Below are 14,679 nucleotides of genomic sequence, written 5' to 3' on the forward strand. Positions count from 1 at the left end.
GGGCCGGCAGGCGGTCCGGCCCCGCTGGCACCCCGCCCACCCGGTCTGGCCGACATCGACGATACTGCATCTTATCGTGAAACGTTGTCTCGCAATGTGAGCGACATTACCCTTGGCGTCAGACCCACACCCAGTGGCGCGGCTGGGCAACACCGCGCAGCGTCCCGCACCTGTGGAGCACGTCCCGATGACCGAACAGCAGCGCACCGCCCCGGCCGCCGCGCAGACCGCGACCGAAGACCGGCCCGTCGCGCCCTTCGACCACCACTCGGCCGAGTGCAACACCGACCCGGTGGGCTACTACCGGGAGTTCCGGCAGACCTGCCCGGTGGGCCGTACCGACGCGCACGGCGGCTTCGTCTACACCACCCGGTACGCCGACGTGGTCCGGATCGCCCGCGACGACGACACCTTCTCCTCCGCCCGCGCCACCGCCGGGGGTGACGGCACCGCCATCGTCATCCCCCGGGGCCCCGGCCTGGAGCAGTACCCGATCGAGCTGGACCCGCCCGCCGCGACCGGCTACCGCGACCTGATCAACCCGCTGCTCACCCAGGACGCGGTGGCCGAGCTGGCCCCGATGGTCGCCCGGCACACCACCCGGGTGGTCGACGCCTTCATCGCCGAGGGGTCGGTGGACTTCGTCCGCGACCTGACCAACCCGTTGCCGGCCGCCGTCACCCTCGACTGGCTGGGCTTCCCCGAATCCGACTGGGCCAAGCTCGCCGGCCCGATCCACGACATCTTCGCCGCCCTGCCGGGCAGCGAACGGGCCGTGCGCGGGGCCGCCGGCCTGGCCTACCTCGACCAGCGGATCCGGGAGCTGATCGTCGAGCGGCGGGCCGAGCCGACCGGCGACGCGGTGAGCTACCTGGCCGCCCAGCGCCGGGCGGACGGGGAACTGTTCGACGCCGACGAGCTGGTCTCGGTCATCGGGCTGCTGATCGCGGGCGGGGTGGACACCACCACCTCGCTGACCGGCTCGACCCTGGTGCACCTGAGCCGGCACCCCGAGGACCGGCAACGCCTGATCGACTCCCCCGACCTGCTGCTCACCGCCACCGACGAGTTCCTGCGGGTGTTCGCCCCGTCGCAGTCGATGGCCCGCACCGTCCGCACCGACACCGAGGTCGGCGGCTGCCCGGTGACCGCCGGTGACCGGGTGCTGATCCCCTGGGTCGCGGCCAACCACGACCCGGCGGTCTTCCCCGACCCCGAGCAGCTCCGGCTGGACCGCGACGCCGCCCGGCACCTGAGCTTCGGCATCGGCAGCCATCGCTGCGCCGGCGCGCACCTGGCCCGGCTGATGTTCCGCGAGATGATCACGCAGGTGCTCACCCGACTGCCCGACTTCCGGGTGGTGGAGGAGGGGCTCGTCGCCTATCCCACCCGGGGCAACCAGAGTGGCTGGGACGCGATCCCGGCCGTCTTCACCCCGGGTCCTCGCCGCGACGCCGACGCGGCGGGGGCCCGGCCCACCGCCAGCCTGACCGGCGACCGGGAACTGGTCATGGTGGCCACCACCACCGCCACCGACGAGGTGCTCGAGGTGCGGCTGGCCGACCCGACCGGCGCGGAGCTGCCGTCGTGGACGCCCGGCGCGCACCTGGAGGTGCGGCTGCCGTCCGGGCGGGTCCGGCAGTACTCGCTCTGCGGCGACCCGTCCGACACCCGGGAGTACCGGATCGCGGCCCTGCGCGAGCCCGCCGGCCGGGGCGGTTCGGTGGAGCTGCACGCGCTGGCCCGCGCGGGCGTCACCCTCTCGGTGCGCGGCCCGCGCAACCACTTCCCGCTCGTCGACGCCCCCGGCTATCTCCTCCTCGCCGGGGGCATCGGGATCACCCCGATCCTGGCGATGGCCCGCGAGGCCGACCGTCGGGGCGTGCCGTTCCGGCTGGTGTACGGCGGGCGTACCCGGGCCTCGATGGCCTTCGTCGACGAGGTGACGGCGCTCGCCGGCGACCGGGTGACCCTGCTGCCGCAGGACGAGGCCGGCCTGCCCGACCTGCGGGCGCTGCTCGACGCCGCCGGGCCGGACACCGCCGTCTACTGCTGCGGGCCGACCGGCATGATCGACGCGGTGGAGCGGGTCTGCGCCGAGGCGGGCCGTTCCGGGCAGCTGCACGTCGAGCGGTTCACCGCCGACGATCTGGAGGTCGCCTTCGACCCGGCGACGAACACCGAGTTCGAGGTGCACCTGGCCCGCACCGGGGCGACCCTGCGGGTGCCCCGGGACCGCCGCATGATCGACGTGCTGCGCGAGGTGGTGCCCGGCCTGACCTACGACTGCGAGAAGGGCTACTGCGGCGCGTGCGAGACCCGGGTGCTGGCCGGCACGCCGGAGCACCGCGACTCGCTGCTGACCGACGAGGAGCGCGCCGCCGGCCGGAGCATGATGATCTGCGTGGGCCGGTGCCGCTCCGAGCGGCTGGTGCTCGACCTGTAGCGCCCTGACCCGGACGGGCCGACCCCTCGGGGCCGGCCCGTCCGGCTGTCCACGGCCGGGTGGCAGGCGCTGTCCACGCCCCGGGTGGCCCGGTCCGGCGCCACCCGCCGGGCCGCACCGGACACCGACGCCCGGTCCTGAGCGCCACCCGGCCGCGCAGCACCGGGGGGTGATCCGCCGGACCTACGCGGACGGCCCGCCGCGCCACGACACTGGGGCGCTGCGGGCCGTCCTGACGAGGGGCCGGTGGGTCAGTTGCCCCACTCGAAGTTGGGCTCGACCGCCTCGGCGATGCGGAACCGGCCGCCCGGCGCGATCTCGCTGCCGCGCTCGGTGACCACGTGCTTGCCGAACCCGTCGACCAGCGGCCGGCCGACGTCGCGCTTGAGCCACAGCCGCAGCAGGTGCCGGCGACGCTCCGGCTCCGGGAAGTCGACGTAACCGGTACGCGAGTGCAGGGCCGCGTAGTTCAGCAGCCACTGCACGTCACCGGGCTGGAAGTCCATGTCCAGCGCCAGGCCGGGAGCCTGGGACACCTCGTCGTAGAGGTGCAGCAGCTCGATCTGCGCCTCGGTGAGGCGGGGTACCTCCGGGTAGTCCTGCGCCGAGAAGATCATCGAGGTGCCGGCGTAGGTGCTGAAGATGCCGTCGACGTAGCTGCAGATCGGCGAGGTGTAGGTGTGGGCCGGGGCGTCCGGGTCCTGCCGGTGCCAGTCCCAGTGCCACGGCTCGAACAGCAGTGGCGCGAGGTCCGGTCGACGGCGCAGGATCTCGTTGTAAATGGTGGTGCCGCTGACCAGGCTGCTCGCCCCGCCGTCCTTGGCCGCCCGCAGGCACATCAGCGCCACCACGTCGGAGCTGTCGGAGTGGAACGGCAGCCGGTCGCGGACCCGCGACGGCAGGGCCGACGGGTCGTCGAGGGTCTTGTTGGAGGTGGCGATGACGTGGTCGAGCACGTCACCCATCTGGTTCTGCCCCATCGGCACGCCGAGGTGCAGCCCCATCAGGAAGAAGATCGCCCCGGCGAGGGTGTCGCCGTACTCCTCCGTGCGCAGGCCCCGGACCAGGATGAAGCCGCGGCCGGAGTCGAGCTGGCGGGCGCACTCCTCGTTCAGCCCGGCGCAGGCCGGCAGCGGGTAGTCCGCGGCGGTCACCGTACGCAGGTCGGGGTCGTCGGCGACGAACCGGCGGCCGACGGTCTCCAGCTCGACGCGCTCGGCGTCGCTGAGCTGGTAGACCCACTCGGTCGAGGTACGCAGCTCGTCACCGCGCCAGGCGGACGGGCCGGAGATGGGGGCGAGATCGATTGCAGTGGTCATGATGGTGCGCTCCGAGGGTCGGTTCTGCGGGAAACGGGTCAATGTCCCGGCGCGGGCGTACCGCCCACCGGGCTGATCAACGACGCGGGCGACCGCCGTGTCCCGGACGGGAGACGGCGGGCCTGTCCCGTCAGAACGGGGTCTGCGGATCCCCGGCGGCGGTCCCGGGGCGCATGCCCTCCCGCGGCGGGTGTACCCGCAACGGCTCCTCGTAGCCGCGCACCAGCAATCCAGGACCTTGCGGTACTCGGATCATGGCGTTCTCCTGCGGCTGGCGATGATCGCTCCAGGCTAGCCAACCCTCGCCGCACCGTCAACAGAGACGGCATCTCGCAATCCAATTCGCAGCAGACGTCGGGCCGGGGCCGGACGGGGACGGCCGCCGACCCCGGTTCCGCCCGCTTCGCCCGGTCGGTCATCCCCCTCCCGTCGCGGCGTTGAGCCGGGCGGCCTGGCGGACCAGGTGGTCGCGTTCGGCGAGGTTGCCGGCCCGGTGGGCCGCGTCGGCGTACGACCGGGCCGCCGTGACCAGGTCACCGGCCCGCTCGTGCAGGTACGCCGCCGCCGCGGCGTGCCGGGGCAACGCCGGGTCCAGCACCGCGAGGGCCGCCAGCCCGGCGCGCGGCCCGTCGGCCTCGCCGACGGCGACAGCACGGTTGAGCCGGACGACCGGGCTGTCGGTCAACCGCGCCAACTCGTCGTACCACTCGACGATCTGCACCCAGTCGGTCTCCCCGGAGGTGGGCGCGTCGGCGTGCAGCGCCGCGACGGCGGCCTGGGCCTGGAACTCGCCCAGCCGGTCCCGGGCCAGCGCCGCCTGGAGGATCCGCACCCCCTCGGCGATCAGCGTGGTGTCCCACCGGGTGCGGTCCTGCGCCGCGAGCGGCACGAGGCTGCCGTCCGGGGCGGTCCGGGCGGCCCGTCGGGCGTGGTGCAGCAGCATCAGGGCGAGCAACCCGGCCACCTCGGGATGGTCGATCGCCTCCGCGAGCTGCCGGGTCAGCCGGATCGCCTCGGCGGCGAGGTCGACGGCACCGGAGTAGCCCTCGTTGAAGACCAGGTACAGCACCCGCAGCACGGTGGCGACGTCGCCCGGCTGGTCGAACCGTACGCCGGACACGGTGCGTCTGGCCCGGCTGATCCGCTGCGCCATGGTCGCCTCCGGCACCAGGTACGCCTGGGCGATCTGGCGGGTGGTCAGCCCGCCCACGGCACGCAGGGTCAGCGCGACCGCCGACGACGGGGTCAGCGAGGGATGGGCGCACAGGAAGTAGAGCTGGAGCGTGTCGTCCGCCCCGGACACGGGGCCCGGCGCCGGTTCCTCGACGACGAGGTCCTCCCGCCGACGGCGGGCGGTGTCCGCCCGGGTCGCGTCGAGGAACCGGTGCCAGGCCACGGTGACCAGCCAACCCTTGGGGTCGCGGGGCGGATCGACAGGCCAGACCCCGACCGCCCGCACCAGGGCCTCCTGCACGGCGTCCTCGGCCGCCGCGAGGTCGGCACCGCGGCCGACGAGCACCCCGAGCACCTCCGGGGTGAGGCGGCGCAGCAGGTCGGCGTCCATCAGGTCACTCCGTGATCGTCGGCGGCTCGGTGAGGAACGGGCGCAGCTCCAGCCACTCGTGGATCGGCCGGCCGCCCGCCCCCGGGGCGGCCGACAGCTCCCCGGCCAGCTCGACGGCGCGCTGGTAGCTGTCCACGTCGATCACCATCCAGCCGGCGACGAGGTCCTTGGTCTCGGCGAAGGGACCGTCGGTTACCGGCGGACGCCCCTCGCCGTCGTACCGGACGAACGTCCCGCCGGGGGCGAGCGCCTGGGCGTCGACGAACTCCCCGGTGCCCTCCAGCCGCGCCGCGAAGTCGTTCATGTACTGCACGTGCGCCGCGATCTCCTCGGGCGTCCACCGGTCCATCGGTACGTCGTTGACCGCGGCCGGAGCGCCCCGGTAGTGCTTGAGCAGCAGGTACTTCGCCATCAGAGTTCTCCTCGGTGCCGGTGCGGAAGCCGTTGCGGCCGCGTTCACCCCGGGGACGACGCCGCCGCCCCGTTCTCGACATCGCCGGCCACGATTTCTTCCCTGGGACGGTACGCGCGCGACGGTGTCGCCCGCAGCGCCGCTGCCGGCGCGTCGCCCGACTCACCGTCCCACGAGCTGCCGGGCCCGCAGCCGGCGGATCCCCGAGACCCGCTCCGCCGGAGGGGACGGCCGGGTCGCGGGCAGCCGCACGGTGAACACCGCGCCCTGGTGCGGACGCCCCTGCGCCTCGATGGTGCCCCGGTGACTCGTGACGACCTCCTGGAGCAGGGCCAGGCCCAACCCGAAGCGGTGCTCCCCGGCACCCGCGCCGCGGTGGAAGCGGTCGAAGATGCGGCGCGCGTCCGCCTGGTCGAACCCGTCCCCGGTGTCGGCGACCACGAACTCGGCGTAGTCGCCCGCCGCCCGCAACGACACGTCGATCCGGCCGCCGGGAGGCGTGTGGGCGAGCGCGTTGGCGAGCAGCTCCCCGGCGACCCGGCGCAGCGCCGACTCCACCCCCGGCACCGGGAGGGGCTCGGTGGGCATGTCCACGGCCAGGGCGATACGGCGTTCCGCGGCGCGTTCGGTCTCGGCGGCGACCGCCGCCCCGACCAGCACGGTGAGGTCGACCGGCGGATCCGTCCGCCGGTCGGCGGGAGCGGCGGCGAGCTGGGCAGAGAGCAGCAGGTCGTCGACGATCTCGCCGAGCCGGCGGGTGCCGCCGATCAGCCGGTCCAGATCCTCCAGGTTGGCGGCGCTCCCGCCGGTACGCGCCCGCCGGGCCATCACCTGGGCGCGGATGTGCACCTGGGCGATCGGCGTACGCAGCTCGTGGCTGGCGTCCGCGATGAACCGACGCTGACGGGTGAGCGCCTCCGCGAGCGGCGCGACGGCCCGACGACCGACGAGCGCGCCGGTCAGCACGGCCACGAGCAGGCCGACCGTGGCGGCGAGGGCGAACGCGAGCAACAGGTGCCGGCGGTCGGACAGCTGGAACCGCGCGTCGAACACCGCCTGGACGACGATCCCACCGTCCCGGGCCTCGGTACGCACGTGGTAGGTCGTGCCGTTGCGGGTCACCGTGTCGAGGTGGACGTGTCCGGTGTCCGCCACCGTCCGCAGCGCGGCGGACAGCGGGAAGCCGGGCGGGGGCGGGTTGACGCCGGTGTCCACCCGTACCCCGTCGTACTGGAAGATCCAGCTGCAGGCGGGCGGGCCGGCGATGGTCGCGTGGCTGGTGCCCCAGGCCAGTTCGCGTTGGATCTGTGCCTCCTGGCTGCGGACCAGGACGGCGTAGGAGATGCCGCCGGCCGTCAGCAGCAGACCCCCGATCGCCAGGCCGACCAGCAGGCCGATCCGCAGTCGGGCCCGCCGGACCATCGCCTGCTCCACCAACTCCATCAGAGCCCTCCGAGCCGGTAGCCCAGGCCGTGCACGGTGCGGATCACCGCGCGGCCGAGCTTGCGTCGAAGGTAGTAGACGTAGGTGTCCACTATCGACGCGGCGGCGGCCTCGTCGAAGACCCTGCGGCGCAGCTCGGCCCGGGAGTGCACGGTGCTGGGCTGCGCCGCCAGCACGCGGAGCAGCTCGAACTCGCGGGCCGACAGCGCCACCCGGGTGCCGTCGGCCAGCACCGCGTCGCGGGGGGTCAGGTCGAGCCGGCCCGCGCCGATGCGCAGGACGTTGGCCGAATCGGAGGTGCGTCGGCACAACGCCCGGATCCGGGCGCTCAGCTCGTCCAGGTCGAAGGGCTTCATCAGGTAGTCGTCGGCGCCCGCGTCCAGCCCGGCTATCCGGTCGCCGACCGTGCCGAGCGCGGTGAGCATCAACGCCCGGGCCGGGATCCGGCGCGACCGCAGCCGGGCGACCAGGTCCAGCCCGTCCAGTGCCGGCAGCTTCCGGTCGATGACCAGCACGTCGTAGGTACGGGTGAGCCCGAGGTGCAGACCCCGCTGGCCGTCCGCGGCCCGGTCGACGACGAACCCCTCGTAGACCAGTGTCTCGGTGAGGAGGCCGGCCAGTTCGTCGTCGTCCTCGACCAGCAGCAACCGGTTCGGTCTCTCCCCGCGCATGTGTCCACGATCGCACAGAGGACCCCCAAATAGAGACAGCTATCTCTTTGTCATTTCGCCACCACGAGCGACGGCGGGTGGACCTCCCCGCCCCTGCGGGCCTCCCGTCGCTCGATCCAGCTCAGCAGCGGCGTCGTCATCATGGTGGTGACCAGCGCCACCACCACCAGCACGGTGAACAGCGACGCGTTCACGATGCCCGCCTCCAGCCCAACGTTCAGCGCGATCAGCTGCATCAGACCCCGGGCGTTCATCAACGCGCCCACCCGCAACGCGACGCCCTGCGACTCGCCCCGCAGCCGCGCCGCCGCCCAGCAGGCGCCGAACTTGCCGACGATCGCCGCGGTCACGCAGGCCACCGCGAACAGCAGCACCGGCGCGCTGCCCAGCAGCCCGAACTCCGTCCGCAGGCCCGAGTAGGTGAAGAACAGCGGCAGGAAGACCGTCGCGGCGACCGGGGTGAGGGTGTCCACCACCCGGTCGGTGTTGGCGGTGTGCGGCATCACCACCCCGACCGCGAACGCGCCGAAGACCGCGTACAGGCCGATCTCGTCGGTGTACCAGGCGACCAGGAAGAGCAGCGCCACCGTGCCGAGCACCCGGGCGTTGTCGTTGAGGCGGGGGCTGGTCATCAGCGCGGTGGTCACCCGACGCCCGACGAACCAGAGCGCCAGCGCGAACAGGACCGCCCCGCCGGCGGTGACGATCGCCGGCCCGGCCCGGCCGGAGGCGAAGGCCAGCACCACGGCCAGCATGATCCAGGCGACCATGTCGTCGAGCGCGCCGCTGGCCAGCGACAGGGTGCCGTGCCGGGTGCCGGCGTGCCCGCGTTCGGTGATGATCCGGGCCAGCATCGGAAAGGCGGTGATGGCCAGCGCGACGCCGACGAACGCCGCCGAGACCCCGAGCGACGTCCCGTCGGCCCGCATCGGCACGGCGTCCGCCGTCACCAGGACCAGCACCACGCCGAGCGCGAGCGGCGCGGTCACCCCGGCCAGCGACACCAGTCCCGCGGTGCCGGCGAGGCCGGTGACCCGGTGCGCCCCGAACGCGTACCCGGCCTGGAACATGAACAGCACCAGGCCGACCTGACCCACCACGTAGAGCACCGGGAGCAGGGCGGCCGGGAACAGGGCGTCCTTGACGTCCGGCAGGACCAGGCCGAGCAGCGACGGGCCGAGCAGCACGCCGGCGAGCATCTCGCTGACCACGGCGGGCTGCCCCACCCGGCCCAGCAACCAGGCCACCGCCTTGCAGAAGATCAGGATCACCGCGACCGCGATGAAGAACCGCGGTGCCAACTGGGTCGGGGTCACCGGACCGCCTCCTCGAAGTAGGTGGTGCACAAGCGTTGCCGTCGGGCGTCGACGACCATCCACGCGCCGAGCACGAGTTGCCGGATGCTGCGCCCCACGTCGGCCCAGCGGTCCCGGGACCGCATCGCGGCCAGCCGGAGCCACCCCGGGCCGGCCACCCCGGCCGGGGTCAGGTACGCCGGTCCCCGGCTGGGCAGCGACCGGCTGTGCGCGACCGAGGACGCCAGGGCGTACCGGCGCAGCACCTCGCGGGTGGCGGCGCGCAACATCACCGGCGCGACCCCGCGCGCCGGGCAGGCCCGGTTCGCGGTGACGCCGTACGGGATGAAGTGGGCGTCGCGGGGTCTGAGCGTCCGCCACCGGTCCGGGTCGAACCGGTCGTCGGCGGCCGGTCCGCTGCGCTGGAACGCCAGGTAGTTGAAGAGCAGCACCGAGCCGGTGGCCAGGGTCACCCCGGTCGGCAGCACGATCGGCGCGGAGGTGATCCGGTGGGCGACGCCGAAGAGCGGATGCACCCGCAGCGTCTCGTCGATCACCCGGTCCACCGCGTCGTCGTCGTCGAGGCAGCGCTGCAGATCCGGCCGGGTGGCCAGCGACAGCAGCACGTGCGCCATCGCCTCGGACATCTGTACCACGGCGGTGGTGCCGAACGCGCCGTGCAGGTACCAGGCCGTCTCCTCGACGGTGAACGGCGCCGGCAGGGTCACCGGGCAGGTACCCGCCTCGACCCGCCCGCGCAGGTAGCGGGTCAGCGGGTAGCGCCGGTCCAGGTGCCGCAGGCCGGTGCACTTCAGGGCGGCGGCCACGTCGGTGGCGTTGCCGACGATCAGCGCCCGGACCTCCGGCGGACACTCCTCGTCGAAGATCAGTTCGTGGAAGACCTCCGCCCACACCGGCATCATCAGGTCCCGCAGCCGGACGTGGTGGATCCGCCCGGCCGGCAGCTCGTCGAGCACCCGGCGGGTGGCCGCGGTGGCGAGCGCGTCGGCGCGCTGCGGACGCACCGCGAGCACCCGCCGGGTCACCGCCGCCACCGCCCGGTAGCGCTCCCCCGGCTCCAGGTGCTCCTGGTGCATGTGCGGGCCGGGCGAGAGCCAGTACCAGAACAGGTCGGACAGGCCGGCGCCCCGGCTGCGCCCGTCGGCCGCCGGGTCCGCGTAGACCCGCTCGAAGTGTTCGACGTCGACGAGCGGGCCGGGCACCGGGATGCCCTCCCCGCCGTTGACCCTGGCGAAGACCCACTGCCGCAGCCGCACCACCGCCGCCGGCAGCCAGCGCGGCAGGGTGCCGACCACCCCGAACGCGACCAGCACGCCCAGCACGACCGGCGCGCTCACCCCGGGGCTCCGGTGGTGACGAGATCGGCGTCGAGGTCGCCCGGCCGCGCGACGCCGACCAGCGCCAGCGCCCGGTCGAGATCAGCGCGCACCAGGTCGAGCACGTGCCGCACCCCGGCCGCGCCACCGACCGCGAGCCCCCAGAGCACCGGACGGCCGAGCAGCACGGCCGTCGCGCCGAGGGCCAGCGCCACCAGCACGTCGGTCCCCCGCCGCAGGCCGCCGTCGACCAGCACCGGCACCCGCCCGTCGACGGCCGCCACGACGCCCGGCAACGCGTCCAGGGTGGCCAGCGCCCCGTCGAGCTGCCGGCCGCCGTGGTTGGAGACCAGCACACCGTCCACCCCGTGCTCCACGGCCAGCCGGGCGTCGGCCGGATGCAGCACCCCCTTGAGCAGGATCGGCAGCGACGTGAGCCCGCGCAGCGCCCCGATCAGCTCCCAGCCCACCCCCGCGTTCATCTCGATGGGCCGGACCCGACCGTCCGCGTCCCGCATGTTCTCGCAGACCAGGCCGGGTGGCAGGTCGACGAAACCGTGCCGCAGGTCGCGTTCCCGCCGGCCGAAGACCGGCGAGTCGACCGTGACGACCAGCGCCCGGCAGCCGGCGGCCACCGCCCGCCGGACCACGGTGGCGGTGAACTCCAGGTCCGCGTGCGGGTAGAGCTGGAACCACAGCGGCCCGCCGGCCGCCGCGATCTCCTCCACCGGCCGGGTGGCCGCCATGCTCACCACCATGACCGTGCCGGCGTCGGCGGCGGCCCGGGCGGTGGCCACCTCACCCTCGGGGTGGGCCAGCCGGTGGAACGCGGTCGGCGCGATCAGCACCGGCATGCTGACCGGGCTGCCGAACAGCGAGAGCCGCAGGTCGCGCTCACCGGCCGCGCGCAGCACCCGGGGCCGCAGCCAGCGTCGGGCGAAGGCCGCCTCGTTGGCCCGCAGGGTCCGTTCGTTCCCCGCCCCACCGGCGAAGAAGTCCCAGTGCACCGGATCCAGCCGACGGCGGGCCGCGGCGGCCACCTCGGCCAGGTTCAGCCCGACCGCGTCGGCGGCCAGCACGTCAGTCCCCGACACTGCGCAGGCACCGGTCGACGAACGCGGCCAACGGCGTCACGTGCACCTCCGGCCGGTCCCAGCGGTTCTCCAGGTTCTCCGCCAGGTGATGGGTCGCGACGACCTGCCCGGCCCGGTGGTGGCGGACCACCGGGTGCAGGTACGCCGCGTCGTGCGCCTGACCGACGACGTCCTGGGCCACCCGGCGGACCGTGACGTCGAACGGGTCCACCTGGTCGTGCTCCGGGCCGTACTCCAGGGTGACCACGAAGGCGTCGGAGTAGTCGTGGTCGGCGGTGCGCAGGCCGGTTCCGGCGAAGTACGCCACCGGCACCTCCTCGTGGTAGCGCGCCTCGGTGCCGGCGACGGTGACCACGTCGGCGAGGACGTCGAACTGCTGCCACAGCGCCGAGGTGCGGTTGACCCGGGCGATGATCGCGTCGGTGATCGCCGCCCCGGTGGCGTCCAGCTTCTCCGCCGGCCACGGCGTGTCCCCGTACCGGCGTTCGAGAATCCGGTGCAGGGTCCGTACCGCGTAGCGGAAGCCGTGGATGAAACCGTTTGTCGAACGCTTGAAGTCCCGTTCCTGGGTGATGGTGCCGGCGAAGAACAGGTCGGGCACGTTCACCGACTCCCACTCGGCGGTCTGCGCCGGGAACCGGTCCCGGATCGCCAGCTCAGGCCGGCAGGAGTCGTCGAAGATCGACGCGTCGAAGGCGAACCCGGTGCAGACCAGCACCCGGTCGTAGCGCAGCTCCTTGACCACCTCGTCGGCGCGGGAGAACGCGAAGGTCACCGTGTAACCGTCGGCGTCGCGGGTGATCCGCCGGACGGTGCCGTCCAGGATCGCGTTCGCCGACTTGAGCTGGTAGGTGTCCAGGAAGTTGTTGTTGACCGCGCGCAGGTGCCCGACGTAGTGGGTCCGCCAGGCCATCCGCACCGAACTCGGCCCGGCCAGGTGGATCAGCGTGGTGGTCTCCATCAGGCTGTCCGCGGTCTCGAACGCGGAGTTGCCCTTGCCGATGATCAGCACCTTCTGGTCGAGGTAGTCGCGCGGGTCGACGGGCATGTCCGCGTACTGCTCGGCCAGCTCCAGCCCCGGGATGTCCGGCAGGTACGGCCGGGACACCCCGGTGGCGACCACCACCCGGCGGGCCCGGAAGGTCTCCCCCGCGTGCACCTCGAAGGTGCCGTCCACCTTGGACACCGAGGTCACCCGCGCGCCGTAGCGCACCTTCACCCCGGTCTTGGCGGCGAAGTCGGCCAGGTAGCGCACCATCACGTCGGCGTCCGGGAAGTACCGTTCGGTGTACGTGGTGAACCGCAGCGCCGGGTCGTCGGTGAGCAGCGAGTTCCAGTCCAGCCGCAGGTTCAGCTCCGGGTCGTCGGAGCCGGTGTGCGGCTTGTTGATGGAGATGAGCTGCCGGTGCCGGGGGTAGGTGGCGAAGAACGCGCCGGGGATGTCCGCACCCTCCAGCACCAGGTAGTCGCGCCGGCCGTCGGCCTCGAGCAGCGCGGCCAGTTGCAGGCCGGCGGGTCCGGCCCCGATGATCAGGTAGTCAAGCGTCACGACGGCCATCCAGGGTGAGAGAGGTCAGCGGGAGTCCGAGTTCGTCCACGACGTCGGCGGCCCGCCGGACGTCGCTGTCCAACGGGCGGTCCGGGTCGACCGGCGGGATCGCCGCGGCCAGCGCCGCCAGCGCCTCGCCGCAGCCCGGCGCGGTCGGCGTCCGCGCCCCGACGTGCGCGGCCTGCCGCAGCCCCAGCGCCAGCGAGCCGACGATCAGCCGGAGCAGTCCGGCCTGGTCGAAGACCCGCAGGGCGGCCTGGGTGCCGAGCGGGATGACGTCCTGGTTGTGCAGGTTGGTCGGCAGGCTCTGCATGCTCGCCGGCATGGCGTCCCGGCGGATCTCGGCGATCAGCGCGGTCGAGGCCAGCTGCACCCCCTGGAGCCCGTGCTGCTGCCCCGGGCCGGCGGCCAGCATCGGCGGCAGGCCACCGTTGCGGTGCGGGTCGACCAGCAGGTCGAGCTGCCGTTCGGCGAGGTTGCCCAGCTGGGCCACCACCATCGACAGCAGGTCGGCGGCGAACGCGGCCGGCTGCCCGAAGAAGTTGCCGCCGTGCACCACCAGATCCTCGTCGGGGAAGAACAGCGGGTTGTCGCTGACGCTGCCCAGGTCGGCGGCGACCACGGCGTCGACGTGGCGCAACGCGTCCTCGGCCGCGCCGAGCAGCTGCGGGGCGCACCGGATGCTGTACGGCTCCTGCAGGGGGCGCTTGCCGGACGGCACGAGCCCGTCGCTGACCCGCCGCATACCCGCGCCCACGTCGATCGCGCCCGGGTGGCCGTAGGCCCGCAGCAGCCGGGCGTCGAGGAACTGCGGGTCCGCGCCGAGCAGGTCGGCGAGCAGGCAGGTGAGCACCTGCTGTGCCCGGTGCACGGCCCGGACGGCGGACAACGCCAGCGCCGTCGCCGCGGTGGTCAGGGAGGTGCCGTTGACCAGGGCCAGGGCGTCCCGGCCGTCCAGCGGCAGCGGCTCCAGGCCCGCCCGCGCCAACGCCTCGGCCGCCGGCAGGCGTACCCCGTCGAGGTAGGCGTGACCGCGACCGCGCAGCGCCTGGGCCGCCGCGCCCAGTGGGATCAGGTCGCCACTCGCGCCGACCGAGCCCCACCTCGGCACCGCCGGCACGAAGGTGGTGCCGAGCATCGCCGCCAGCGCGTCGACGACGTGCGGGGACACCCCCGACGCGCCCTGGGCCAGCGACCAGGCCCGCACCAGCACGGTCGCGCGCACGATCTCGGGGGCGAGGTCCGGGCCGTGGCCCGCGCCGAGGTGGGCGAGGGTGTTGTCGGCCTGGTCGCGCAGGTCGGCGCGGCCGGCGTACCCGACGAGGGCGCCGAAGCCGGTGGTGCTGCCGTACACCGCGCGGTCCTCACCGAGCACCTCGGACAGGAAGACACGGGTGTGCGTGACCCGGTCGCGGACCTGCGGCCCGACCACGACCCGGACCGGGTCGCGGGCGGCGCTCAGGTCGGCGATCCGCAGCGGGGCCGCGAGATCTACCTCTGTCGTCATGCGACCGGACCCTAGAGACGAAATCTCAGAACGCTCTGAAAT

12 protein-coding genes are annotated in these 14,679 nt (G+C 73.8%); 1 reads left to right on the forward strand and 11 read right to left on the reverse strand.

The window, feature by feature from the left end; translation table 11 throughout:
* Nucleotides 1-187: 187 nt before the first annotated feature.
* Nucleotides 188-2,446: a cytochrome P450/oxidoreductase gene (locus GA0070623_RS06580; RefSeq protein ID WP_067312159.1), complete on the forward strand. Its 2,259-nt coding sequence runs from the start codon at nt 188-190 to the stop codon at nt 2,444-2,446.
* Between the two features lie 251 nt (nt 2,447-2,697).
* On the opposite strand, the gene GA0070623_RS06585 is transcribed toward GA0070623_RS06580, so the two are convergent.
* The 11 genes from GA0070623_RS06585 to GA0070623_RS06630 all read right to left on the reverse strand — a co-directional run bounded on the left by GA0070623_RS06585 (nt 2,698) and on the right by GA0070623_RS06630 (nt 14,637).
* Nucleotides 2,698-3,765: a TauD/TfdA family dioxygenase gene (locus GA0070623_RS06585; RefSeq protein ID WP_067312155.1), complete on the reverse strand. Its 1,068-nt coding sequence runs from the start codon at nt 3,763-3,765 to the stop codon at nt 2,698-2,700.
* Nucleotides 3,766-3,895: 130 nt separating this feature from the next.
* Nucleotides 3,896-4,021, reverse strand: coding sequence for a hypothetical protein (locus GA0070623_RS31345; protein ID WP_269458973.1), 126 nt, complete (start codon nt 4,019-4,021; stop codon nt 3,896-3,898).
* Nucleotides 4,022-4,180: 159 nt separating this feature from the next.
* A complete protein-coding gene (locus GA0070623_RS06590) occupies nt 4,181-5,329 on the reverse strand; it encodes an RNA polymerase sigma factor (RefSeq protein ID WP_067312151.1) in 1,149 nt (382 codons plus the stop codon).
* 4 nt (nt 5,330-5,333) lie between these two features.
* Nucleotides 5,334-5,741, reverse strand: a complete 408-nt coding sequence (locus GA0070623_RS06595) for a YciI family protein (RefSeq protein WP_067312148.1) — start codon at nt 5,739-5,741, stop codon at nt 5,334-5,336.
* A gap of 162 nt (nt 5,742-5,903) precedes the next feature.
* A complete protein-coding gene (locus GA0070623_RS06600; RefSeq protein ID WP_067312145.1) occupies nt 5,904-7,184 on the reverse strand; it encodes a sensor histidine kinase in 1,281 nt (426 codons plus the stop codon).
* Nucleotides 7,184-7,855: a response regulator transcription factor gene (locus tag GA0070623_RS06605; protein WP_067312142.1), complete on the reverse strand. Its 672-nt coding sequence runs from the start codon at nt 7,853-7,855 to the stop codon at nt 7,184-7,186. Before GA0070623_RS06605 ends, GA0070623_RS06600 begins: the two co-directional genes overlap by 1 nt.
* A gap of 50 nt (nt 7,856-7,905) precedes the next feature.
* Nucleotides 7,906-9,171 (reverse strand): cation:proton antiporter, encoded by a 1,266-nt coding sequence (locus GA0070623_RS06610; RefSeq protein WP_067312139.1) that lies wholly within the window; start codon nt 9,169-9,171, stop codon nt 7,906-7,908.
* Nucleotides 9,168-10,508 carry a cytochrome P450 gene (locus GA0070623_RS06615; protein WP_231932697.1) on the reverse strand — a complete coding sequence of 447 codons (1,341 nt, stop codon included), beginning with the start codon at nt 10,506-10,508 and terminating at the stop codon, nt 9,168-9,170. The genes GA0070623_RS06610 and GA0070623_RS06615 overlap by 4 nt, the downstream gene beginning before the upstream one ends.
* Nucleotides 10,505-11,581, reverse strand: a complete 1,077-nt coding sequence (locus GA0070623_RS06620) for an alpha-hydroxy acid oxidase (protein WP_231932698.1) — start codon at nt 11,579-11,581, stop codon at nt 10,505-10,507. The genes GA0070623_RS06615 and GA0070623_RS06620 overlap by 4 nt, the downstream gene beginning before the upstream one ends.
* Nucleotides 11,568-13,130, reverse strand: a complete 1,563-nt coding sequence (locus GA0070623_RS06625) for an NAD(P)-binding domain-containing protein (protein ID WP_089004280.1) — start codon at nt 13,128-13,130, stop codon at nt 11,568-11,570. Before GA0070623_RS06625 ends, GA0070623_RS06620 begins: the two co-directional genes overlap by 14 nt.
* Complete coding sequence (locus GA0070623_RS06630) at nt 13,120-14,637, reverse strand: HAL/PAL/TAL family ammonia-lyase (RefSeq protein ID WP_067312170.1); 1,518 nt, start codon at nt 14,635-14,637, stop codon at nt 13,120-13,122. Before GA0070623_RS06630 ends, GA0070623_RS06625 begins: the two co-directional genes overlap by 11 nt.
* Nucleotides 14,638-14,679: the final 42 nt, after the last annotated feature.

Origin of the sequence: Micromonospora rifamycinica, assembly GCF_900090265.1 — a bacterium.
Lineage (GTDB): Bacteria > Actinomycetota > Actinomycetes > Mycobacteriales > Micromonosporaceae > Micromonospora > Micromonospora rifamycinica.